Genomic DNA, 21,767 nt, shown 5'->3' on the forward strand with positions numbered 1-21,767 from the left:
AGACCATGCCCATCGACGCCATCACCGGCAGCGTGGACCAGGCTGCCCAGGCCGCGGCCCTCGCCGCGAACTCGACCGCGAAGAAGTCCCAGACGATGGACTCCGAGGTGTTCATGAAGCTGCTCGTCACGCAGCTGCAGAACCAGGACCCGTCGTCGCCGATGGACACCAACCAGATGATCAGCCAGCAGACGCAGCTCGCGATGATGGAGCAGATCACCAACCAGACCACGACGGGGAACGAGAACTTCTCGCTCCAGATGCGCATCGCCGCCGCGAACCTCGTCGGCAAGCAGGTCAGCTACACCGACGCTGCGACGAGTACCGCCGTCACCGGGACCGCCTCGGCCGTGTCGTACGCGAACAGCGTGCCCACGGTCACCGTGAACGGGAAGGAGGTCGCTCTCGACGTGATCTCCGGCATCACCACCACCGCTCCGGCTTCCTGACCGTTCTTCTTCCCCTTCCTGCTCTCCCTGCCTCTCCGAAAGGACGCACCATGCTCCGCTCGCTCTACTCCGGGATCTCCGGCCTCCGCTCGCACCAGCAGATGCTCGACGTCACCGGCAACAACATCGCCAACGTCAACACCGTCGGCTTCAAGGCCTCGTCGACGGTCTTCCAGGACACCCTGTCGCAGATGACCCAGGGTGCCGGCGGACCGCAGACCGGTGTCGGCGGCACCAACCCGGCGCAGATCGGCCTCGGCGTCCAGGTCGCCGGCGTCTCCACCAACTTCGCGCAGGGCTCCGCCCAGGCCACCGGCAAGGCCACCGACCTGATGATCTCCGGCGACGGCTTCTTCGTCACCCGCCTCGGCAACGACACCGTCTACACCCGCGCCGGTGCGTTCGACTTCGACGCGGACGGCCGCCTGGTCACCGCCGACGGCAAGATCGTGCAGGGCTACCCGGCCACCAACGGCGTGGTCAACGACAACGGCGGCCTCGCCGACATCACGCTGCCGCTCGACGCCGCTGCACCGGCCGTCCGCACCACCTCGGCCTCGGTCGCCGGCAACCTGCCGTCCGAGACCGCCGTCGGCGACACCATCACCCGCGAGGCCACCGTCTACGACGCCTCGGGCGCCAAGCACACAATGTCCCTCGCCTACACGCGCACCGGCACCGGCTGGGACGTCACCGCACGCAACGGTCAGGGGACCACCACGAACGGGTCGCTCACGTTCGGCACCGACGGCAAGCTGACCTCCGGCGGCGCCCTCACGGTCGGCGGCATCGCCGTCGACATGGGGGAGCTCACGGGCTTCGCCTCGCTCAACACCGCGTCGATCGGCTCGCAGAACGGCCGCGAAGCCGGCGCCCTGCAGGGCTACGCCATCTCGAAGGACGGCACCGTCACGGGCACGTTCTCGAACGGTGCGTCGCTCGCCCTCGGCCGCATCGCCCTCGCGACGTTCGCCAACCCGGCGGGCCTCGAGAAGACCGGCGCCTCGGGCTACCGCGCCACCGGGAACTCGGGCACCGCGACCGTCGGCGGTCCCGGTTCGGCCGGCGTCGGGTCGCTCGCGGCGGGCACCCTCGAGATGTCGAACGTCGACCTGTCGCAGGAGTTCACGAACCTGATCGTGGCGCAGCGCGGGTTCCAGGCGAACGCGCGCATCATCACGACCTCGGACGAGGTGCTGCAGGAGCTGACGAACCTGAAGCGGTAGGCGCGCTGCGCGCGTCGCGGCGCCGTGCGCTGCGCGTCGCGCTTCGCGTCGTGCGCTTCGTGAGCAGAAATGGTCGGGTGCCTCCGGGCGACCCGACCATTTCTGCTCACGATCGCCGGTCGCGGCGGACCGTCGCGGCGTACCGTCGCGCGCATGAGCTCGCACACCACTGGTACCGCTTCGGTCACCGCCAAGACCCTGCTCCGCATCGCCCTCGGAGCCGTGCTCGCCTCGCACGGCTCCCAGAAGCTCTTCGGCGCGTTCGGCGGCGGAGGCATCGAGGGCACCGCGCAGGGCATGCACGCGATGGGGTTCCGCCCCGCCAAGCGGAACGCCGTGCTGGCCGGCATCGGCGAGGCCGGCTCCGGTGCCGCCCTGGCACTCGGGCTCGCCACCCCGATCGCCGGTGCGGGCGCCGCGACGACGATGGGCGTCGCGTCGAGCGTGCACACCCCGAACGGCTTCTTCAACGCGGACGGCGGCTTCGAGTTCCCGGCGTTCCTCGGCTTCTCGGCGGCGATGTTCGCGCTCGGCGGCCCCGGTCCGGTGTCGCTCGACCACGCCACCCGGCACGTGTTCGACCGCCCGTGGCTCCGGGCGGTCGCCCTCGCCGCGATCCCGGTCGCGATCGCGGTCCAGGTCGCGCAGCGTCGGAAGGCGCTCGCGTCCGACGCGGCGGCGCCCGAAGACGCGTAGACCACGAGACGGGAGGCCCGGTGCCAGCTGGCACCGGGCCTCCCGTCCTGTCCGTGGTCGGCGCTCCTGCCGCGCTCGCGCCCGTCTCAGACCAGGACGGGGAACGTGGCGAGCAGGCACGCCCCGCCGACGAGGCCGATGACCGCGGCGACGAACAACGCGATGCGGGCCCACTCGCGGCCACCTCGGTCCGACACGGCCGCGAAGAACAGGACGAGGGCGAACAGCACCGTCAGGAGCGAGTAGTCGTCGGACTGCTGGTTGTCGGCGAGGGCACGGTCGAACTGCCGGTCGGCCTTCGCCGAGAGCGTTGCCGCGCGGTCCGATCCGGCGGGCACGTACGCGTCCGTCGCGAACGGCCCGTCCGCGGTCCGACCGGTACCGTCCCACTCCTCGAACGCGGTGCGGAGCTCCGGGGAGAACCGCTCCTGCACGTAGCTGCGGAGCGTGGCGTCGTCCCGTGAATCGGCGAGCACCCACTGCACCCAGATGGTGACGTCCCACTGCCGTGCGTCGCGCGCGCCGGACGCGGCGTCGGCGGCCTGGATCCGGGCGCTCGACGCCTGGCTGAACGAGATGGACATCTCGCCGCCCCACTTCGACGCCTGGAAGCCGCACCAGGCGGTCACCACCGCGGTGATCGAGAGGAGGACCACGGTCGCCACCTCGCGTCGGCGCGTCCAGTGGGGGCGCTCGGGCTTCTCGGTCATCGTCATCGTCATCGTCCTGGTCGGTCAGGCGCCCGGCAGGGGGAGCGTGCGTGCCCACCGTCGGATGGCGGTGTAGGCGGTCTCGCGGACCCGGGGTTCCGAGAGCATCACGTCGTGCAGGGCGCCGTGGATCCGGGCGACGCTGACGTCGTCGCCCAGCGAGAGTGCCCGGTGCGCGACGGCGTCGACGTTCAGTGCGACGTCGACGTGGGTCATCTCCTCCGACCACTTCGGGGACAGCAGGCTGTGCGTGCTGAGCAGCACGAGCGTCGGGGTCTCGGCACCGAGCCCGTGGGCGACCTGGTCCTGACCGGCGAACACCGCCGCGAGCCACCCCGGGTGGAGCGGGAAGCCGCGCTCCGGACGCCAGGCCTGGTTGTAGGTCCAGCTGCCGTCGGACCCGCTCGACACGGCGCGGGTGTAGAAGCCGGGGTCGACGGTCGGGAGCGGAGCAAGGGGGTTGCGTCGCGCGCCGAGCTTCATCAGCGGAGCGATCAGCTCGCGGGCGAAGCCGGTCGCCTGGAACTCCAGCCACGGACTGTTGAGCACCAGTCCGGCGGCCACACCCCGGTGGCGGCTGTTCCAGAGCGCCAGCGTCAGCCCGCCGGTCGAGTGGCCGAACAGGATGAGTCGCCGACGTCCGTGCTCGGGGTCACCGTGCCCGATGGTGTCGAGTGCCGCAGCGATGTCCTCGTCGTAGACGGCGAGGTCGTCGACGTACCCGGGGGTCTGGTGCGGCAGCAGACTCCGGCCGTACTTGCGGAGGTCCAGTGCGAAGAAGCGCGCGCCGAGCGCCTCGAGGTGCTCGGCCATCTCGCGTTGGAAGAAGTAGTCGGACCATCCGTGGACGTAGAGCACGTCGGCGCCGCCCAGGGGGAGGTGGCCCGACCGCCACGGGATCGCGGTCCGCCACCGTCGCGGGAGCCGGTGGGTCCGGGTGCGCCGCACCAGGGTCGCGGTCACCGGTCCTTCGTCGTCGTCCTCGAGCGGCAACGAGCGGGCCTCGAAGTCGGGACCGAGCACGTCCGGGGCCCACCCGCTCGACGGATCGTCGCCGCGACGGGCTCGTCTCGTCGGCCCCGCACCCGGGCGCGTCCTCACCCGGACCACCTGGTCCCGTCTCGACGCCGACGGCGGGTGGAACGGCGGATCGCGATGCCACCGGTGAGCAGGAGCGCGGCGATGGCGAGCGCCACGACCGCCTGACGACCGTCGTAGCCCGTGGACGCCAGGGAGTCCGGAGCGGGGCCGACCGGACCCGACCCGCTGCCGTCCCCACCCGGTGTCACCGACGGAGGGCCCGGTGCCGGTGTGGGTGTCGGGGTCGGGGTCGGCGTCGGCGGGGTGGGGGTGAAGTCGTAGTCGTTGGTGATCGTCACGACCTGCAGGGTCGGCACGCTCTGGTCGGCTGTCGATGCGACCAGCACCCGGACCGTGCCCGGAGCGACGGTCCGGGCGTCCTCCCCGTACGCGCCCACCGCACCGCGTTCCGCGACGTCGCAGGTGGCGCCGACCGGGATGCCGTCGATGCGCGCCTCGAGGGCGTTCTCGGACGTGAGGGCCACCACGGCGGCACCACCCAGGTCGAGCGCGACACCGGCCACCTCGCACCGGACGTCGGCGTCGAACCGATCAGGGGCTCGGCCTGCGCCGGCGCCCGTCACCTGCTTCCGGATGAGCATCGACCCGACGGACGGTGCGACGCCGACCTTCACCGGCGCCTGGGCGATCGGGAGTCCGCCGTCGCTCAGTGTGGCGGTGGTCCCGACCTGGTTGAAGGCCGTCTCGTCGCGGAGCGGGACCGTCGTGGGGACACCGTCCGGGTGCGCGGCGGTCACCGGCTCGTCGACGGTGCGGTACCGGGCCGTGACGGCTTCGCCCGGGTCGAGCCCGCCGACGGACCCGAGGTCGACCGAGACGCGCAGGCCCGTCACGTCGTCCCAGTCGCCGGTGAACGCATCGTTCGCGGTCCACGTGTTCGTCGAGCAGAGCGAGTCGTCCGTCCAGGTCGTCGAGTCGGTGGTCGAGCACACGGTGCGGTCGGTCGTGACCTGCCAGGTCGTCGTCGCACCGAGCGGTGCGTCGACCTCCACGCCGAAGGAGTCGTCGAACACCGGCCGGTAGCTGCTCCCACGCGGAGCCCCGGTCGCGAGGAGCCGGTCGCCGGGCTGCGGGAGCGGGTCGACGAAGGTGACCCGGTCCTGGTCGACGGTGCCGGTGTTCGTCGTCCGGACGCGCCACTCGTCGGTCCCGCCGACACGCGTGGCGGCGACGCAGGGCGGGAGGGTGAAGCCGTCGTCGTCCGGGGTGCAGGACGTGCCTGGGTCCGACGGGTCGGACGCACCCGAGACGAGCGGGTCGACGACGTCGCCACGCACCGCCTTGCTCGTCTGCAGCGCCGGCCCGGGCGTGGGCTGCACGTAGTTGGTCGTGCCGCACTCCTCGGCAGGGAGTCCCGAGATGGTGCCCTGCCCGTTGCCGGAGTCGTTCGTGCAGCGGTCGAGCGCCGAGCCGGTGACGGCGACGGCCGAGTTCGTGGCGCGCTCGTCCTCGTGCAGACCGGGTTCCAGCGTCAGGGGGATCGTGATGGTGAACGTCTCGTCCGGGGCCATCCGGTCGTCGTCGGTGGGCCAGGTGAACGTGATCGTCCGGCCGTCCTGGACCGTCGTGACGTCGGCGGACAGGGTCCCGTCGGGCGAGGTGCGGAACGTCGGGTCCGTTCCGTCCCACGTGAGGCCCTCGGGGAGCTCGTCGCGCACGGACGTCAGCGTGACGATGCCGGTCCCGGTGTTGCGCATCGTGACGGTCCACGGGACCGGGGTCCCGACCGGCACGGTGTGCTGGTCGTTCGCGGGCGCCTTGGCGACGTCGAGCTGGCGGGTACCCGGGTCGAGCGTGAGGGTGTCGTCCGCGGCGGCGGTGGCGTCGGGGAAGAGCGTGTCGTCGCTGCGGTGGGCGGTGACGGTCGCCGAGTCGTCGAGGGTGCCGGGGAACCGGACGGGTGCACCGTCCCGGCCGACCGGGAGCACGACGACGTGGAGCACCGCGGCGGCGGTCCAGGCTGCCGGCGGGTCGGCGTGGGAGAGGACGTCGCCGTCCGCTCGGTCGAAGACGAAGCGGATGCCCGTGATCGCGGCCGTGTCAGACGTCGGCAACGTCGCCGAGTCGGATGCCGCCCCGAGCTCCCACGCAGGCTGGCCGTCGAGCTGGACGTCGACGCTCACCCGGTCGGCCCCGGCCGGGAACGTCACGTCGTCCGCGGAGAACGCTGCGAGCCGGACGTCGTTCCAGAAGTCCTGGTCGGTGTCCTCGATGGTCACCGTGTCCGGCGAGACCGTCGCGTCGTCGCCCTGCGCACCGTCGAGGCGCACGTCGATCGTGTCGCTGCGGTCGGCCTCGAGCAGGGTGTCCGGTGTGAAGGTCTTCTCCGCGGTGACGTCGAGGACGCCGCGGACCAGCGCGACGGCCGCGGAGGCCGTGTCCGTCGGGGTGCTGGTCTGACCGGACGGCGCCAGGACGGGGTCGTACGACTGCGCGAACGCCCGGTTCGTGACGGTGGTCGTCGCGGTCACGGGGACGGACGGCAGGCTCCGGAGCGTCGCCCGCAACTGCGTGTGCATCGTCATGGTCAGCGGTCGGCCGGTGGAGATGGTCCCGCCGGTGCGGGTGGGGTCCGTGCCCTGGTAGACGACGCTGACGCCGACGACGTCCGCGAGCTGTGCCGCGGTCTGGGCCCGGGCGCCGGTGATCGAGGTCGTGCTGCTGGAGGTCGTCCCGGTGTCACTCCGGTGCAGCAACGTCACCGTCGATGCGTCCGCGTCGACCTCGTCGTCGTCGACGCTGAAGTCGAGTCCGGTGAGGGTGAACCGTTCGAACGGGTTGCCGGTCGTGGAGTCGGCTCCGTCGAAGGGGTCCGCCGACCACGCGTCGGGGTCGCTCGTGCAGTCGGAGAGGGTCGCCGGTGTGCACGGCATCGGGTCGGTCACGCGGACGTACGACGCGCGCGAGGCGGAGCCGTTCGTGGCGGTGACGGTGAAGTCGTTCGTGGGGTACTCGTCGGGGTCGACGTCACCGCGTGCCGGGACGGCGAGGCTGTCGTGCTCGGAGGTCTTCGCGAGCCCGACGAGGGGCGGCCGGTCGAGGATGACGAGGTCGTCGACCGCAGTGGAGCTCTGGTCTCCGTCGTCGGTCGTGGCCGTGACGTCGACCGCGTTGCGGACGGACCCGGCGGTGCTGAGGTTGTAGTCGGTGGTGCCGTTCACCCACTCGACGTCGGCGGTGCCCGGTGCTCGGAGGGAGTTCCGGAGCTCCCAGGTGAGGTGGAACGGTCGCGGCGTCGTGCTCGTGGCGATCCCCGACCCCGGAACGGGTCGGGTCGGGTCGGTGCTCGCCGCGCGGGCGTCGTCGTCGGGCGCCACGGTGATCCGGACGCCCGTCGTCGCAGCGGTCTGCTCGCTCGTCAGCGCGTACCCGACGAAGCCGGTCTGGTCGACCCAGCCGGAGGTCGGCGCCGGGACGGTGGACCACGTCCCGTCGCTGAAGAGCTCGACGGAGGTGACGGTGTCCCACCGCCAGAGCGGGTCGGTGCTCACCGCGATCGGGTCGATCGACTCGAGGTCGAACGCCTGGAAGACGGTGGCGGCCGGGTTCCCCGCGTTGCCTGCTGGATCGGTGACGACGATCTGGGACGTCCCGGTCGTCCGCGAGCCCCACTCGAGGACGGACCCGAACTGCTCGCCGGACTGGCTGTCCACGGTGGTCCGGTCGGTGGCGAAGTCGGTGTCGGTCCACCGCTTCCCGGCGATCGTGCTCCCCGTCCCGGTCGTCGACTCGATGTCGGCGTCGGCGTCGGCCTCGACGACGTCGCTCTCGATGGTGGTGCCGCCGTCGACGGCACCCTCGCCCTGTGCGGTCGCCGTGTTGGTGTAGGTCGACGGACCGGCGTCGGGGGTGCTCGTCGATCCACCGCCGTACCGCTGGTCCGCACGGGCCTGCGAGACGACGTTGGGTTGCACGGTGGTGCCCTGCGGGAAGCCGTCCGGGTTCGTGAACACGAACCGGAGTCCGGTGATCGCGCTTCGGAGGTCGGCGGGGACGGTGCCGGAGAAGTTCGTCGGGCCGGTGGCGGGGAGGCCGTCGATCGGGAGCGGCTGCCAGGTGGCGCCGTCGTCGGACGTGTAGTCGATGGTCAGCGTGGTGCCCGCGGGCACCTGCGTGGGCGCGATCGCGACCGGGTCGAACGCGTTCCAGAACGATCCGTCGTCGTGGGGCGTCGGCGCGACGTCCTCGATGGTGATCGTCGTCGGGGTCACGAACGCGGAGTCCGTGCTGGTCGTGGCCGGGAGCTGGGCCACGACCGTCCCGCCCGGTGCGATCGGCTCCTGCGGGCTGAGGGTCTTGGAGAGCGCGATCTCGATGTCCGGGCGGAACACGTCGAGCGGCGCGGACGCGCCGTCGTCGGCGGTCGTACCCCCGTTGCGTACGGAGGCCGTCGCACGGTTGGTGGTCCGGAGTGGTGCGTCGTCGGCAGCATCGAGCGCGGTGTCGATGCCGAAGCGCGTCGTCGTCGTCGCGTCGGCATCGATCGGGCCGTCGTACACGATCTCGAACCCGGTCACGAAGGTGCCGTCCGGGGCCGCGGCCGCCGGGGTGTCGCCGTCGGCGAACGGATCGGTGCGGGTCGTCCCGTCGCTGAAGTGCCAGACGACGTCGGCGCCGGTGGCGGTCGCGGGGTACGCGAGCGGACTGCTGAACCCGGCGAAGCCGACGTCGGCGGTGAAGTAGTCGAGGTCGCTGACGCGGAGTTCCTCGACCGGTCCGTCCGACGTGTTCGTGGCGGTCACGCTGCCGACCGCGTTCGTGCCCGCGGGGACCCGCGCCGGGTCGATCGACTTGGTGACCGCTGCTCCGAGGTTCGTCGGTGAGACGGTGTGTTCGGCGGAGGCCGTGCTCGTCGCGGGGTCCTGCCCGGGGACCGAGACGGTGGCGGCGGCGGTGTTCGTGGCGGACCATCCCTCGCCGAGCTCGACGTCGGAGTCCCGCTCGGTGCTGCGCTGTCCGACGTCGAGTTGGATCGAGGCAGCCGGATCGCCGGGCGTGAGGACGGCCCCGTCCGGGCCGGTGAAGGTGTACCGGACCCCGGCGACGTCGGCGTCGTCGACGCCGGCCGGGAACGTCGCGGATCCCGGCGGCGAAGGAGTCCCGGTGACCCAGCGATAGGTGCCGGTCCCGGGGTCGAGCACGTACGCGTCGACCTGCACGGCGGTCGCTCCTGCGGGCAGGGCGATCGTGCCGGGTCCGGTGACGTCGACGTACCGGAACGGGTTCGTGGCGTCCAGCGTCGCCGCACCCTCCGCCGCGTTCGACGGGTCCTGGACGACGAGGGACGTGGCGGGGACGTTCGACGCGTTCGAGGCGGAGAGCTCGATGGTCGACGGTGCGCCGGGGGAGTACTGCTCGTTCGTGGGCGTCCAGGACTTCGTCGTCGCGACGTCGACGGTCGTCGGGATGTCCACGGTGACCTTCGCGGCGCTGGACGCGGTCGCGGCGTTGTCCGCGGTGCCGGTACCGGTGTTCGTGATCGGCTGGCCGTTGTGGGGCCACGTCGGCGGGAGGTCGGCGGGGACCCGAAGGGTCGCCGTGAGCGTGTACGCCTGGCCCGCGGCGAGGCCCTGGGAGCCGTCGGCGAGCGGTTGGACGAACTCGAGGGTGCCCACGCACGGCGGGTCGCTGGTGACGACCGTCGCCGGTGTGCCGCCGCAGCCGGTGTGGGTGACGACCCAGTCCGGGTCTGCCGGCGCGGCGGGGTTGGGCGGAGTGGCGCTGAGGTCGACGATCGGGAAGCCCTCGAGCTCCGCCGGCAGGGTGTCGACGATCCGGGCGTCCACACAGTCGGCGTCATCGCACCCGAGTCGGATCGTGAAGGTGAACTCGTCGCCGGGGCCGAGGGTGGCGCTCTTGCCGCCGTCGACCAGCTTGTTCACCTCGATCGCCGCAGGGTCCGCAGCCGATGCGGGGACCGCTGTCGTCACGATCGCCCCGGTCGCGAGGAGCACCGCGGTCGTCGCGGCGATCGCCGAGCGCAGCACGTGGTTCCGGCCGATGCGCTTCACGTCGGGAACACCGTGGCCCAGTCGTCGCGGACGCTGACCACGGTGATGTCGCGCTCGTCGGCCTCACGGAGCACGACCTCGGCGCCCTTGTCGTACGGCTGGTCGCCGCGGCCGGTGTCGTCGTCGTGGTGGACGAGCAGACGGAGTCCTGCGTGGCCGGGCACGGTGTACTCGAGCATCTCCCGGTCGCCGTCGGAGTTCCCGACCGCGACCGCCGGCCGCCGTCCGATCCGGCTCCAGACCCGGACGGGCTTCTCCGGGCCGTCGTCGAAGAACGCGAGTGCGTCGACGTAGCGGACCTCGCCGTCGACGTACTCCAGGCCCATGGCGGAGCCGATGACGTGTTCCGGGGCGATGCCGTAGTTCTGCTCCGTCATGGGACGCATGAAGTCGCGTTCCCCCGCGGACACCACGTAGCAGGTGAACCCGTGCTCGTGCAGGAGCCGCACGAGCTCGACCATCGGCTGGTAGACCGTCGCCGCGTAGGGAACGCCGAGCACGGGGTGTTCGGCGTGCGCGTAGAAGTCCGACACGAGCCGTCGGTAGTCGTCGACGCTCATGCCGGCGGTCGCACGCCCCACCGCCGCCAGCAGTAGCCGGAGATCGGAGTCGTCCCCGCTCGCGTGCCGGTCGACGGCGCCCCCGATCCACGACAGGTCACCGGACTGCGCGGCCGCGTAGGGCTGCGTGCGAGCGAGCTCCGGGTCGGCGGACGCTGCAGCGGCCCACTGCTGGACGAGCCAGTGCAGCTGGGTCGGCATCGGCTTCTCGTTCCAGAGCGTGCCGTCGTTGTCGAAGACGGCGACGCGGTCGTCGACCGGCAGCGGGGTGTCCCCGCCGGTCGTGCGGGCCAGGAACTGTTCGACGGCGTCGCGGGCGTGCCCCGGGCGCCAGGAGGGGAGTGTGTCCATGCCCCGGATCGTCCGGCCGCGCGGGCCGGTGCGCACCATCCTGATCGGGTGAACCGGGAAGCCCGTCGCGCCGGATCGCCCGAAGCGGGTGGTGCCGGCCGCGCGCCGTCGGCGCTAGACAGCACGCCCACGCACTCCTGAAGGGAACACGATCATGGACTTCTGGTACACGTTCTGGGCAGTGATCTGGTACGGGCTGCTCATCTCGGCGCTCATCGCCTCGCTCATGGCGCTCTTCTCGGTCCTCGCGGACCTCGTGCGGGATCGTTCGCTCAGCGGGTGGTACAAAGCGATCTGGGTCTTCTTCCTGGTCTTCGTGCCGTTCCTGACGACGTTCGTCTACCTGATCGCACGCGGTCGTGGGATGGCGGACCGCAGCGCGGAGTCCGCCCAGCGGCAGAAGGACGCCGCCGACGGCTACATCCGCACCGTGGCGGGCACGTCCCCGTCCGACGAGATCGCGAAGGCACGCGCACTCCTCGACGCCGGCACGATCACGGCGGCGGAGTTCGACGCGATCAAGGCGAACGCGGTCGGCAGCACCCGCGCGGCGCCGGCACCGGCTGCGGCGTGAGCGACCGGGCGACCGAGCTTGTCGTCATCGCCTTCGACGACGACGACGGCGCCCGGGCGGCGCACGACGCCGCACTGCGCCTCGACCGCCGCGCGGAGATCGCCCTCGACGGCATCGCCGTCGTGCACGTCGACGAGCATGGTCGCACCCACGTCGACTCCACCGGGCGTGATTCGCAGCGTGGTGCACGGGCGGCCTCGAGCGCGGTGTTCGGCACCGTGCTCGGGTTCCTGTTCCTCATGCCGTTCGCGGGGCTCGTCGTCGGCGGTGCGGTGGGGGCGCTCTTCGCGAGCCTGGACCGTGCCGGCGTGGACGCGGACTTCCGGGAGCGTCTCGCCGCCGAGCTGGCGCGGGGCGGGGCGGCCGTCATCGTCTCGGTGGCGTCGGTCGACGGGGACCGGCTCGTCGGCGCGATGACGGACCTCGGCGGCACGGTGCTCCGGACGACGCTCTCCGACGAGGACCTCCGGGCGATCGCGCACGACCTTGGTGGGCACCCGTGACGAGCGCAGTCGGTCCATCGGCTCGGACACTCGTCCTCGTGACGGCGGCGTCGCTCGTGTCCACCGTGGCCTTCTTCGTCGTCTTCGGCCTCGTGGCGCCCCTCGACTGGTGGTGGACGCTCCCGATCGCGGGGGTCGGCCTCGTGGTCGTCGTGGTCCTGGGGTTCCTGCTGCGCCGGTTCGACGGTCGGCACCTGGTGGTGCGGTCGACCGCCACGGCGGCCCAGGGACTCGGGCTCCTGCCGATCGCGTGTGCGCTGGCGACCGCCGTCGCGGTGGCCGTCGCGCTGCTGACGGGCTGAGCAGACGACGTCCACGATCTCACCCGGTCGGGGTGGCCCGCACCGGAGCGCACCCGAGCACGATCCATGCACGAGCACGACCACACGAACGAGGAGGACAGCGATGCCGAAGGACAAGCCGAACATCCTGGTCATCTGGGGCGATGACATCGGGATCACGAACCTGAGCGCCTACAGCGATGGCCTGATGGGCTACCGCACACCGAACATCGACCGGATCGCGGATGAGGGCATGCGCTTCACCGACTCCTACGGGGAGCAGAGCTGCACCGCCGGCCGGTCGTCCTTCATCACAGGACAGAGCGTGTTCCGCACGGGGCTCAGCAAGGTGGGCATGCCCGGCGCGGACCTGGGGCTCCGCGCCGAGGACCCGACGATCGCCGAGGTGCTGAAGCCGCACGGGTACGCCACCGGGCAGTTCGGCAAGAACCACCTCGGCGACAAGAACGAGTTCTTGCCGACGGCGCACGGGTTCGACGAGTTCTACGGCAACCTGTACCACCTGAACGCGGAGGAGGAGCCCGAGTCGGCGAACTGGCCGTCCATCGAGGAGTTCCCGGCCTTCAACGAGCGGGCCCGGCCGCGCGGCGTGATCCACTCGTGGTCGACCGACGAGGACGACGACACCGAGGACGGTCGATACGGACGACGTGGCAAGCAGCGCGTCGAGGACACCGGCCCGCTGACCAAGAAGCGCATGGAGACCATCGACGAGGAGTTCGCGGACGCCGCGATGGACTTCATCGGGCGTCAGGCGGAGTCCGAGACCCCGTTCTTCGTCTGGATGAACACCACCCACATGCACTTCCGGACGCACCCGAAGCCGGAGAGCCGGGGGCAGGCCGGCCGGTGGCAGTCGCCGTACCACGACACGATGATCGACCACGACCTGGTGGTCGGCTCGCTCCTCGACCAGCTCGACGAGCTCGGGATCGCGGACGACACGATCGTGATCTACTCCACGGACAACGGCCCGCACATGAACACGTGGCCGGACGGCGGGATGACCCCGTTCCGCAGTGAGAAGAACACGAACTGGGAGGGCGCGTTCCGGGTCCCGCAGATGATCCGCTGGCCCGGCCACATCGAGGCGGGGTCGATCTCGAACGCGATCATCCAGCACCACGACTGGCTCCCGACGTTCCTGGCGGCGGTGGGGGACACGACCACGGTCGAGGAGCTCAAGGTCGGGAAGACGATCGGCGACCGGACCTACAAGGTGCACATCGACGGCTACGACTTCCTGCCGTACCTGACCGGGGAGGTCGAGCAGGGTCCGCGACCGGGCCTGGTGTACTTCTCGGACGACGGCGACGTCCTCGCGCTCCGGTTCGACAACTGGAAGGCGGTGTTCATGGAGCAGCGCGTCACCGGCACCCTGCAGGTCTGGTTCGATCCGTTCGTCGTGCTGCGGGTCCCGAAGCTCTACAACCTGCGGACCGACCCGTTCGAACGAGCGGACCAGACGTCGAACACGTACTTCGACTGGTTGTTCGAGAACGACTACCTGCTGCTCGCCGCCACGACGCTGGTCACCCAGTTCCTGGACACCTTCGAGGAGTTCCCGCCACGACAGCGCGCGGCGACGTTCAGCATCGACCAGGCGGTCGACAAGCTGCAGTCGTTCCTGGCCGGCGGCGACTGACGGTGCCGACCACCACCGGCCCGGCCACCGCCACGGCGATCCGCTCCTCGATGGTGCGGATCGCCGGCGGCGCGTTCACGATGGGCTCCGACCAGCACTACCCGGAGGAGTCCCCGGCGCGCAGCGTCACCGTCGCCGCGTTCGAGATCGCCCCGCAGGCCGTGACGAACCGGGAGTTCGCGGCGTTCGTCCGTGCCACCGGGTACCGCACGGTGGCGGAGCGGCCCCTCGACCCGGCGCAGTTCCCCGGTGCCCCGGCCGAGAACCTGCACGCCGGCTCGATGGTGTTCACCGGGACGAGCGGGCCGGTGGACCTCCGACACCTCAGCCAGTGGTGGGCGTGGACGCCCGGCGCGAACTGGCGTCGTCCCTCCGGTCCCGGCTCGACCATCGCCGACCGCGCCGACCACCCGGTCGTGCACGTGGCCCACGAGGACGCGGCTGCCTACGCGGTGTGGGCGGGCGGGCGACTGCCCACCGAAGCCGAGTGGGAGTTCGCGGCGCGCGGTGGCCTCGAGGGCGCGGAGTTCACCTGGGGGGACGAGGCGGAGCGCCCCGGGGAGCGGCGCGCGAACTACTGGCACGGCGACTTCCCCTGGCGCGCGGAACGCGGGTACGGACGGACGTCGCCGGTCGGGTCGTTCCCACCGAACGGCTACGGTCTGCACGACACGGCGGGCAACGTCTGGGAGTGGACGAGCGACCGGTACGTGGACCCCGCCGCCGAGCACGACTGCTGTGCGCCGGCGTCCGAGGCCGTGACCGTCGAGCGCCGGGTCGTGAAGGGCGGATCGTTCCTGTGCGCCGACAGCTACTGCCGCCGGTACCGTCCGGCGGCACGGCGTGGCCAGGAGTCCGACACCGGGATGAGCCACATCGGCTTCCGCATCGCGGGCTGACCGCCCCCGACCGGTCTGACCGCGCGCGACCGGTCTGACCGCCCCGTCCGGTGTCCCGCTACGCGGGGGTGATGCCGTCGAGTCGCGCCTCTTCCGCGTCGTAGCCGGCGCGGACCTGGCGGAGCACCAGGTCGTCGATCTCGTCCGAGTCACGGAGCCGCAGCAGGGTCGCGGCCTTGTGCTGCACCAGGGCGAGCTCGAGCGCGACGGCGGTGTCGTGCCGCTGCACCGCCGGGTGCTCGTCGTCGTCCTCCTCGCGCGCCTGGATGACGTCCAGGTGCGCCTCGTAGTCCTTGCGCACCCGGTCGACGGTGGCCTGGTCGGCTCCGGTCGACCGTGCCAACCGCGGCAGGGCGTCGAGGGCCTCCTCGATCGCGGTCCGCTCGGCGTAGCGACGTTCCTCACCGACCGACTCGTCCTCGGGCAGCGCAGCCCGCCGCAGGACCGCCGGCAGCACGAGTGCCTGACCGACGATGGTGACGACGACCACGCCCGCCGTGACGAAGACGATGAGGTCGCGGTCCGGGAAGTCCGCTCCGGACTCCAGAACGCGGGGGACGGCGACGGCCATCGCCAGCGAGACCGCGCCGCGGAACCCGGCGAAGCCGCTCACGAGCCGGTCGCGGTGGCCCTCGCGGGGCGCGCCTCCCGTGCGACGGGTGACGAGCCAGACGGTGCCGCCCGCGGCGTTGAGGAACGCGAACCGGACCACGACGAGCACGACCGCGACGGCCAGGACGACGCCGACGGCGCGGAGCAGCTCGGACGGCGTCAGCGCCCGGGCCGCGACCATCGCCTCGATGCCGACCAGGACGAACAGTGCACCGTTGAGCAGGAACGTCAGGAACGACCAGAAGGCGCGGACCTGCTGCCGGGTCTCGGCGCGGTCGAGCTTCGGCCCGACCTGGCTGACGACGATGCCGGCCGCCACCACGGCGAGCACACCGGAGGCGCCGATCGCCTCGGCAGCCAGGAACGCACCGAACGGCACGAGGAGCGTGACGAGGTTCTCGAGCACCACGGTGTCGACCCGGCGCAGCACGAGCGTGCCGACCCACGCCGCGGCGAGCCCCGCGGCGACCCCACCGAGGTACGACAGGACGAGCATCCCCGACACGCCCCAGAACGTGAGTTCCTGCGTGCCCACCGTGACGGCGACCGCGATGCCGTAGACGACGAGGGTCGTGCCGTCGTTCACCAGGCTCTCCGCCCGCAGCACGGTGACGTTCCGGCGCGGCAGCATCTTCGTGAGCACTCCGACCGCGGTCGCGTCGGTCGGGGCCACGGCGGCGCCGAGCACCCAGGCCGGACCCCACGGCATGCCGAGCAGGTGGAGCAGGACGGCGACGGCGCCCGCCGTGGCGACGACGAGCAGCGTGCCCATCAGGACGATGCCGCGCAGGTTCTTCCGGATCTCGCGCAGCGACGTCGTCAGACTCTCCCAGTACAGGAGCGCCGGCAGGAACAACAGCAGGACGGCGTCGGCCGGCAGCTCGACGTCCGCGAACTCCGGCACGAAGGCCAGCGCAGCGCCGAAGACGAGCAGCAGGACCGGAGGGGCCACCCGGATCCGGTCCGCGATCCCCGCCGTCAGTGCGATGGCGAGGCCGAGGACGACCACCAGTTCAGGACCCAGCACGTGCACTCCTCGTTCGACCGACACTCCAGTCAACGCGGCCGACGGTGATCGTGCACACGGGTGCCGGAGCGACGCTCGGCTCAGGACCCGTTCGCCGCGTCGTGTCGCAGGCGCGCGAGCACCCGCCGGAGGGCGTCGACGTCCTTCGGACCCCAGTGGGCGAGGACCGCATCGAGGTCCTGGCTGAGCTGGTCGCTGATCCGCTCGCCGTACCCGCGGCCCTCGGCGGTGAGCGCGATCAACACGCTGCGCTCGTCATCGGGAGCCGGTACCCGTACCACGAGCCCGATGTCCTCGAGCCGGTTCGCGATCTTCGTGAGGTTGGCACGACCGGTGCCCAACGCCCCCGCGAGCACGCTCGGCTTCGTCGCGCCGCGGTAGGTCAGCTGGTTGACCACCAGGAACATCGACAGATCGGCCACCGGGAAGTCGATCGCGGTCATCATGCGCTGCCGGACCTGCGGGCTGTCCGCCCAGTGCACGATGCCCGCGAGCGCGACCCGGATGTCGAACGGGTCGGGGGTGATGACGGGGCGCAGGTCCACACCGCTCGGTCGTCCGCCGCGACGGGTCATCCGACCACCAGACGAACGGGACCGAGCAGGCCGTGGTCGCGGACGTGTGTCGTCTGCACCGCGTCGGGGTCGCCGAGCAGCTGCGCGATGACGTCGGGGACGTCCTCGTAGTACCCGCGGGCGAGCAACCGGTTGTTGAGTGAGCTGGCGACCCGCACGACCACCGTGTTCTCTCCCACGCGCAGGTCGTCGGTGACGTCGACCACCGGGTGCGAGGTGTCGAACCCGCGTGCCGGTCCGCCGTTGAGCACGACCGAACCGAGCCCGCCGGCCGTCGACCCGAGGTCGAGCAGGAACCGGGCGCCGTCGTCGTCCACCGTGTCGACGGAGAACGACGTGGCGTACTCGCCGACCCCGGAGACCTCCGGTCCCACGGCGGGCAGGTCCTTCCACGGACGGAGCGGACCGGTACCGGCGTCGAGTCGTCGGACGTCGGTCAGCGGCCGGACCTCGCGCGTGACGTAGCCGTGGCCGCGGTCCTCGGTGATGAGCTCCTCACCGCCCGCGTCCCAGCTCTCGACCGCGATCCGCCAGTCGGTCATCTCGACGACGACGTCGGTCGTCGTGCGTCCGCCGAGCCGGGCGTCGAGTGCGGTCTCGCGCGCAGGCCCGCTGCGGTCGAGCGTGAACAGCGCGGTCTCACCGGGCGCGAGGTCCACGGTGACGATCGTCCGGTCGCCCTCGGTCCGTGCGGCCGGGTGGGGGAACACCGCGCCGGACCAGGCGTCGACGCGGTACACCGCGCCGGTGCCGGGCAGCGCGACCTCCACGGTGGTCGCCGAGGTCGTCTCGTACAGGAAGTGGTACAGGTACACGTGCAGCAGGTCACCGTCCTCGCGCAGGTGCGACAGGACGCTCCGGTCCTCCGTCACGAACTCGGCGCGGCCGGTCACGCCGAGGCCGCGCAGGGCGGCGACGGTGTCGGCGGCGTCGTCGATCGCGGTCACCGACGGCAGGGCCAGCAGCCGCTCGACGGTGTCCGCGAGCTCGGCGTCGCGTCCGTCGAGGCCCGGGGTGCGGGCGGCCGCTCGGGGGTGGTGCGTGTCCGTCCCGGCGATCAGCGACTTGAGCTCACGCGTGCCGTGCACGACGAGGATCCGCACGCCGTCCTCGGCCCAGGCGAGCAGGCGTGCTGCGACGTCGGCATCGAGCGCGCTCTGGAAGACGAGCAGTGCCTGGTACCCGGGGCCGTCCGGTTGCACCAGGCCGCCGTCCACCCGGACGTCGTCGCGGAGCAGCAGCGACCCGTCGAGGAACTCGTACGTCCACCCGGCGTCCTGCATGCCGAGGTCGCGCCACCAGTGGTTCTGCCGGTCGCGCATCCAGTACTGGCCGTAGGCGACCTCGTCGGGGACGCGGCCACCGTCGGCGTCGCAGAACACCATGCCGGACGCGTTGTCGGTGAAGTGGTCGGTGTGCAGGATGCCGACGTCGATCCGCGGGCGTCCCTGGCGCAGGACGTACTGGTACCGGCCGATCGCGTCGTTCCAGAGCGGGTAGAACTCGGCAGCGGGCTGCCGGGCGTCGAAGCGCTCCGAGAACATGCTCCACATGCCCTCGTGTCCCGGCCAGCTCGTGACGCCCTCGGCGCCCGTGGTGCTCGCCCAGCCGTGCAGGACGGTCTTCGTGATGCCGGCGGCGAGCTGCGTCGCGACGATCTGGTCGTAGAACCGGTGGTCGAGCATGTGGTTGCGGGTCGTCGCACCGGTCTCCGACGAGTACTGCTTGCCGAACAGGTGCGCCGGCCCTGCGAGCAGCCGGTACGCGTCGATCTGGGCGGCGAACTCGAGCGACTCCGTCTCGATCCCGTCGACCTCCGGCCCGGGGCGCGTCAACTCGAACGGCAGCCCGTAGCTGATCTCGGACCGCAGCGTCATGCCGTTGGCGTGCAGGAACGCCGCGAACGGGCGCAGCATGTTCTCGATGTACAGGTCGGTGAGCGTCCGGACGTAGTCGAAGCGGACCTTCTCGACGTCGACCGCCCGGTCCGGCACCGGTTCGGCGTGGTGCGTGGTGCTCGACGCCATGAACGGGGCGCTGCGGGTCAGGAACGGCAGCCACGGCGTGATCGGGTAGCCGCGGCGCGTCCGGAACTCCTCGGCGACGTGCGCTCCCCAGAAGAGGCCACCGGCGCCGTAGGTCGACAGCTCGAGGGAGTCCATGTACATCTGGGCACGGGGGTTGCGGGCGATCTCGGCGCGGAGCTCAGCGGTCAGGACGACGTGTTCCCAGTAGTCGATCACGGCGTCGACGCCCGCTCGCTCCAGGTAGTTCACCGTCCAGTTGACCGTCGCCGACGGTGACGCCGTCTGGCCGGTGCCGTGGCTCCAGAACGTGGACAAGCGCCACGTGCCGCCCTCCGGTGCGGTCCAGTCGAGCGCCTCGTCGGTGACCGCGCTGGTCAGGTCCACCACCGAGCCGGGGTCCAGCACGGTCGCGGCGCCGGAACCGGCGGAGTCCGGGACGACGCGCGTCGCGACCACCGCGACGAGCGTCTGGACGCGCACCGTCCCGCGTTCACCGGGGAGCGTCGTGTGTGCGATCGGCGCGTCGAGGTCGATCCGACGGAGCGCACCCGAGCGGCTCGTCCCGCCGGGCAGGTCCTCGTGCACGACGTCGAGTTCCTGCGCAGCGGCGGGGTGGTCTGCGTCGATCGTCGGCAGGTTCGCGTTCGACCAGTTCGTCCCGGACGTGAAGCTGACCGACATGCCCCTGGCGGTGGTCTCCTCGACGACGATCTGCGAGTCGTGCACCCACTCCTCGGATCCCCAGCCGTACCGGCCGTGGTCGATCGCTCCTTCGTCCATCGCCAGGAACTCCATGCCGCCGAACCCGAGTGCGTGGGCGGTGTCGACCTCGCGTCGGAGGGTCACATCGGTGTGCAGGCCCTCGGCGAGCCACCACCGCAGCTCCGGACGGTACTCGATGGCCGGATGGGCGACGCCACGGGCGAGGTGCTCGATCGACATGGTGTTCTCCTCGGGAACGCGCGGCGACGGTGCCGCTGCGATGACCGTAGGTTCTGGGATTCGCAGAAGTCAATGTCCTCAGGAAACGAACAGCGAGGCTGTGGGCAGCAGGCGGAGTGAACGATCCTTGCGGTTGCGGCACTCGGCGAGCTACAGTGCCGCCGACCGGTTGAACCGTTTCATCCGGTGTTCGGCCGACGTTCAAAGGAGAACGCAGTGAACCGACCCCAGCAGCCCGCCCGGCGACCGCACCCCTGGTGGGTCGCCGTCGTCTCGGGGATGGCCTCGTACATCGACGCGGCCGCGATCGTGAGTTCCGGCACCGCGCTCGTCCTGTACCAGCAGTCGATCGGCATCACCGGCACGCAGATCGGGGTGCTCTCCGGCGCGCTCACGTTCTGCATCGCGATCGGCGCGCTCTCCGGCGGCCGGCTCGGTGACCTGTTCGGTCGTCGGGCGGTGTTCATCGTGACGATGGCGATGACCGTCGTCGGTGCGGGGGTCCTGGTGGCGAGCCCGGCGTTCGCGGGGCTGCTCATCGGCACGATCCTCGTCGGCCTCGGCACCGGAGCGGACCTGCCGGTCTCGCTCGCGACGATCTCCGAGGCGGCGACCGACGAGAACCGGGGTAAGCTCGTCGGCTTCTCCCAGGTGCTCTGGTTCGCCGGGATCCTGGCGACCTACGCCATCTCGGCGGGCGTCGGGGACCTCGGCCGCGCCGGTGGTCAGATCATGTTCGCGCACGTCGGGGTCGTCGCACTCGTCGTGATGGTCCTGCGCTTCACGATCCCGGAGTCCACCACGTGGTCCGACGCCCATGCCGAGAAGGCCGCGGGCGTACACACCGTCCGTGCTGCCCGCCACGGCATCCGCGACGTGCTGACGCAGCGCATCTTCCTGCTGCCGTTCCTGTCCCTGCTGGTCTTCTACACGTTGACGAACCTCGGTGCGAACACCGGCGGGCAGTTCGGCGCCTACGTGGCCGTCAACGTCGTCGGGCTGTCGGTGCCGTTCTTCTCGACGATGAACCTGGTCAGCGTGCCGATCGGGATGCTGCTCGCGTTCTGGTTCATGCGCATCGTCGACGGTCGGCTGCGGATGCCGTTCTACATCGTCGGCGCCGTGTGCCTCGTGGTGAGCTACGGCCTGCCGCTCGTGTTCGGCTTCTCGCTGCCGACCCTCGTCGCGATGCTCGCGTTCGGCGCGGTGGGCAACGCGTTCGCCTTCGAGGCGATCATGAAGGTCTGGTCACAGGAGTCGTTCCCGACGTTGCTCCGCGGTTCGGTCCAGGGCACGATCATCGCGGTGGCCCGGATCGCCGCGGCGCTGCTGGCGTTCGTGACCCCGCTGCTCCTCGACCACCCCGAGGTCATGTACGGCATCCTCACGGCGCTCGTCGCGGTCGGTGTCGTGGTCGGGTGGCTCGGGTTCCGGCACGCGGTCTTCGACGCGTTCTCGATCGAGGGCAAGGACCTCGCCGACGCGCAGGAGGCACTCTTCGCCGCCGGTGTCCGCGATGACGCTCCCGCAGCCGCCGCTCGCCGCGACCACCGCTGA

16 protein-coding genes are annotated in these 21,767 nt (G+C 71.4%); 9 read left to right on the forward strand and 7 right to left on the reverse strand.

Features of this window, described 5'->3' with window-relative positions:
- Nucleotides 1-5: 5 nt before the first annotated feature.
- From EDF47_RS01630 to EDF47_RS01640, 3 genes are all read left to right on the forward strand, one after another.
- Nucleotides 6-449, forward strand: coding sequence for a flagellar hook capping FlgD N-terminal domain-containing protein (locus tag EDF47_RS01630; RefSeq protein WP_133936641.1), 444 nt, complete (start codon nucleotides 6-8; stop codon nucleotides 447-449).
- 50 nt (nucleotides 450-499) lie between these two features.
- Nucleotides 500-1,675 carry a flagellar hook protein FlgE gene (locus EDF47_RS01635; protein ID WP_123292728.1) on the forward strand — a complete coding sequence of 392 codons (1,176 nt, stop codon included), beginning with the start codon at nucleotides 500-502 and terminating at the stop codon, nucleotides 1,673-1,675.
- Nucleotides 1,676-1,828: 153 nt separating this feature from the next.
- The gene (locus EDF47_RS01640) at nucleotides 1,829-2,371 is read left to right on the forward strand and encodes a DoxX family protein (RefSeq protein WP_133936640.1); all 543 of its coding nucleotides are present in this window, start codon (nucleotides 1,829-1,831) and stop codon (nucleotides 2,369-2,371) included.
- Between the two features lie 86 nt (nucleotides 2,372-2,457).
- On the opposite strand, the gene EDF47_RS01645 is transcribed toward EDF47_RS01640, so the two are convergent.
- The 4 genes from EDF47_RS01645 to EDF47_RS01660 form a co-directional block, all read right to left on the reverse strand.
- Nucleotides 2,458-3,087 carry a hypothetical protein gene (locus EDF47_RS01645; RefSeq protein WP_243648785.1) on the reverse strand — a complete coding sequence of 210 codons (630 nt, stop codon included), beginning with the start codon at nucleotides 3,085-3,087 and terminating at the stop codon, nucleotides 2,458-2,460.
- An 18-nt stretch (nucleotides 3,088-3,105) separates the two neighbouring features.
- Nucleotides 3,106-4,104, reverse strand: coding sequence for an alpha/beta hydrolase (locus tag EDF47_RS01650; RefSeq protein WP_243648784.1), 999 nt, complete (start codon nucleotides 4,102-4,104; stop codon nucleotides 3,106-3,108).
- Nucleotides 4,105-4,178: 74 nt separating this feature from the next.
- Nucleotides 4,179-10,193: an isopeptide-forming domain-containing fimbrial protein gene (locus tag EDF47_RS01655; RefSeq protein ID WP_131879967.1), complete on the reverse strand. Its 6,015-nt coding sequence runs from the start codon at nucleotides 10,191-10,193 to the stop codon at nucleotides 4,179-4,181.
- Nucleotides 10,190-11,104 (reverse strand): HAD family hydrolase, encoded by a 915-nt coding sequence (locus EDF47_RS01660; RefSeq protein WP_131879970.1) that lies wholly within the window; start codon nucleotides 11,102-11,104, stop codon nucleotides 10,190-10,192. Before EDF47_RS01660 ends, EDF47_RS01655 begins: the two co-directional genes overlap by 4 nt.
- 154 nt (nucleotides 11,105-11,258) lie before the next feature.
- Between EDF47_RS01660 and EDF47_RS01665 the strand changes: the two genes are divergently transcribed.
- The 5 genes from EDF47_RS01665 to EDF47_RS01685 all read left to right on the forward strand — a co-directional run bounded on the left by EDF47_RS01665 (nucleotide 11,259) and on the right by EDF47_RS01685 (nucleotide 15,027).
- Nucleotides 11,259-11,678: an SHOCT domain-containing protein gene (locus EDF47_RS01665; RefSeq protein ID WP_123339567.1), complete on the forward strand. Its 420-nt coding sequence runs from the start codon at nucleotides 11,259-11,261 to the stop codon at nucleotides 11,676-11,678.
- Nucleotides 11,675-12,181, forward strand: a complete 507-nt coding sequence (locus EDF47_RS01670) for a DUF1269 domain-containing protein (RefSeq protein ID WP_123339568.1) — start codon at nucleotides 11,675-11,677, stop codon at nucleotides 12,179-12,181. The genes EDF47_RS01665 and EDF47_RS01670 overlap by 4 nt, the downstream gene beginning before the upstream one ends.
- On the forward strand, nucleotides 12,178-12,483 hold the full coding sequence (locus tag EDF47_RS01675) for a hypothetical protein (RefSeq protein ID WP_123292747.1): 306 nt from the start codon (nucleotides 12,178-12,180) through the stop codon (nucleotides 12,481-12,483). The genes EDF47_RS01670 and EDF47_RS01675 overlap by 4 nt, the downstream gene beginning before the upstream one ends.
- A 103-nt stretch (nucleotides 12,484-12,586) precedes the next feature.
- On the forward strand, nucleotides 12,587-14,128 hold the full coding sequence (locus EDF47_RS01680) for an arylsulfatase (protein ID WP_123292748.1): 1,542 nt from the start codon (nucleotides 12,587-12,589) through the stop codon (nucleotides 14,126-14,128).
- Nucleotides 14,129-14,178: 50 nt separating this feature from the next.
- Entirely contained in the window at nucleotides 14,179-15,027 is an 849-nt protein-coding gene (locus EDF47_RS01685; RefSeq protein WP_131880222.1) for a formylglycine-generating enzyme family protein, read from the forward strand.
- Nucleotides 15,028-15,085: 58 nt separating this feature from the next.
- On the opposite strand, the gene EDF47_RS01690 is transcribed toward EDF47_RS01685, so the two are convergent.
- From EDF47_RS01690 to EDF47_RS01700, 3 genes are all read right to left on the reverse strand, one after another.
- A complete protein-coding gene (locus EDF47_RS01690) occupies nucleotides 15,086-16,666 on the reverse strand; it encodes a Na+/H+ antiporter (RefSeq protein ID WP_131846864.1) in 1,581 nt (526 codons plus the stop codon).
- Nucleotides 16,667-16,746: 80 nt separating this feature from the next.
- Nucleotides 16,747-17,241 (reverse strand): MarR family transcriptional regulator, encoded by a 495-nt coding sequence (locus EDF47_RS01695; protein ID WP_123292749.1) that lies wholly within the window; start codon nucleotides 17,239-17,241, stop codon nucleotides 16,747-16,749.
- Nucleotides 17,238-20,210, reverse strand: a complete 2,973-nt coding sequence (locus EDF47_RS01700; RefSeq protein ID WP_133936639.1) for a glycosyl hydrolase — start codon at nucleotides 20,208-20,210, stop codon at nucleotides 17,238-17,240. Before EDF47_RS01700 ends, EDF47_RS01695 begins: the two co-directional genes overlap by 4 nt.
- Nucleotides 20,211-20,426: 216 nt before the next feature.
- Here EDF47_RS01700 and EDF47_RS01705 point away from each other — a divergent pair, with 216 nt between their 5' ends.
- Nucleotides 20,427-21,767: an MFS transporter gene (locus EDF47_RS01705; protein WP_243698090.1), complete on the forward strand. Its 1,341-nt coding sequence runs from the start codon at nucleotides 20,427-20,429 to the stop codon at nucleotides 21,765-21,767.

It is taken from the genome of Curtobacterium sp. PhB190 (assembly GCF_004365385.1).
Classification (GTDB): Bacteria; Actinomycetota; Actinomycetes; order Actinomycetales; family Microbacteriaceae; genus Curtobacterium.

What these genes read in the sequence shown, in the direction of transcription:
- EDF47_RS01630 (WP_133936641.1), top strand. Translation starts at nt 6, where the DNA reads ATGCCCATCGACGCCATCACCGGCAGCGTGGACCAGGCTGCCCAGGCC.
- EDF47_RS01635 (WP_123292728.1), top strand. Translation starts at nt 500, where the DNA reads ATGCTCCGCTCGCTCTACTCCGGGATCTCCGGCCTCCGCTCGCACCAG.
- EDF47_RS01640 (WP_133936640.1), top strand. Translation starts at nt 1,829, where the DNA reads ATGAGCTCGCACACCACTGGTACCGCTTCGGTCACCGCCAAGACCCTG.
- EDF47_RS01645 (WP_243648785.1), bottom strand. Translation starts at nt 3,087, where the DNA reads ATGACGATGACCGAGAAGCCCGAGCGCCCCCACTGGACGCGCCGACGC.
- EDF47_RS01660 (WP_131879970.1), bottom strand. Translation starts at nt 11,104, where the DNA reads ATGGACACACTCCCCTCCTGGCGCCCGGGGCACGCCCGCGACGCCGTC.
- EDF47_RS01665 (WP_123339567.1), top strand. Translation starts at nt 11,259, where the DNA reads ATGGACTTCTGGTACACGTTCTGGGCAGTGATCTGGTACGGGCTGCTC.
- EDF47_RS01680 (WP_123292748.1), top strand. Translation starts at nt 12,587, where the DNA reads ATGCCGAAGGACAAGCCGAACATCCTGGTCATCTGGGGCGATGACATC.
- EDF47_RS01685 (WP_131880222.1), top strand. Translation starts at nt 14,179, where the DNA reads ATGGTGCGGATCGCCGGCGGCGCGTTCACGATGGGCTCCGACCAGCAC.
- EDF47_RS01695 (WP_123292749.1), bottom strand. Translation starts at nt 17,241, where the DNA reads ATGACCCGTCGCGGCGGACGACCGAGCGGTGTGGACCTGCGCCCCGTC.
- EDF47_RS01700 (WP_133936639.1), bottom strand. Translation starts at nt 20,210, where the DNA reads ATGTCGATCGAGCACCTCGCCCGTGGCGTCGCCCATCCGGCCATCGAG.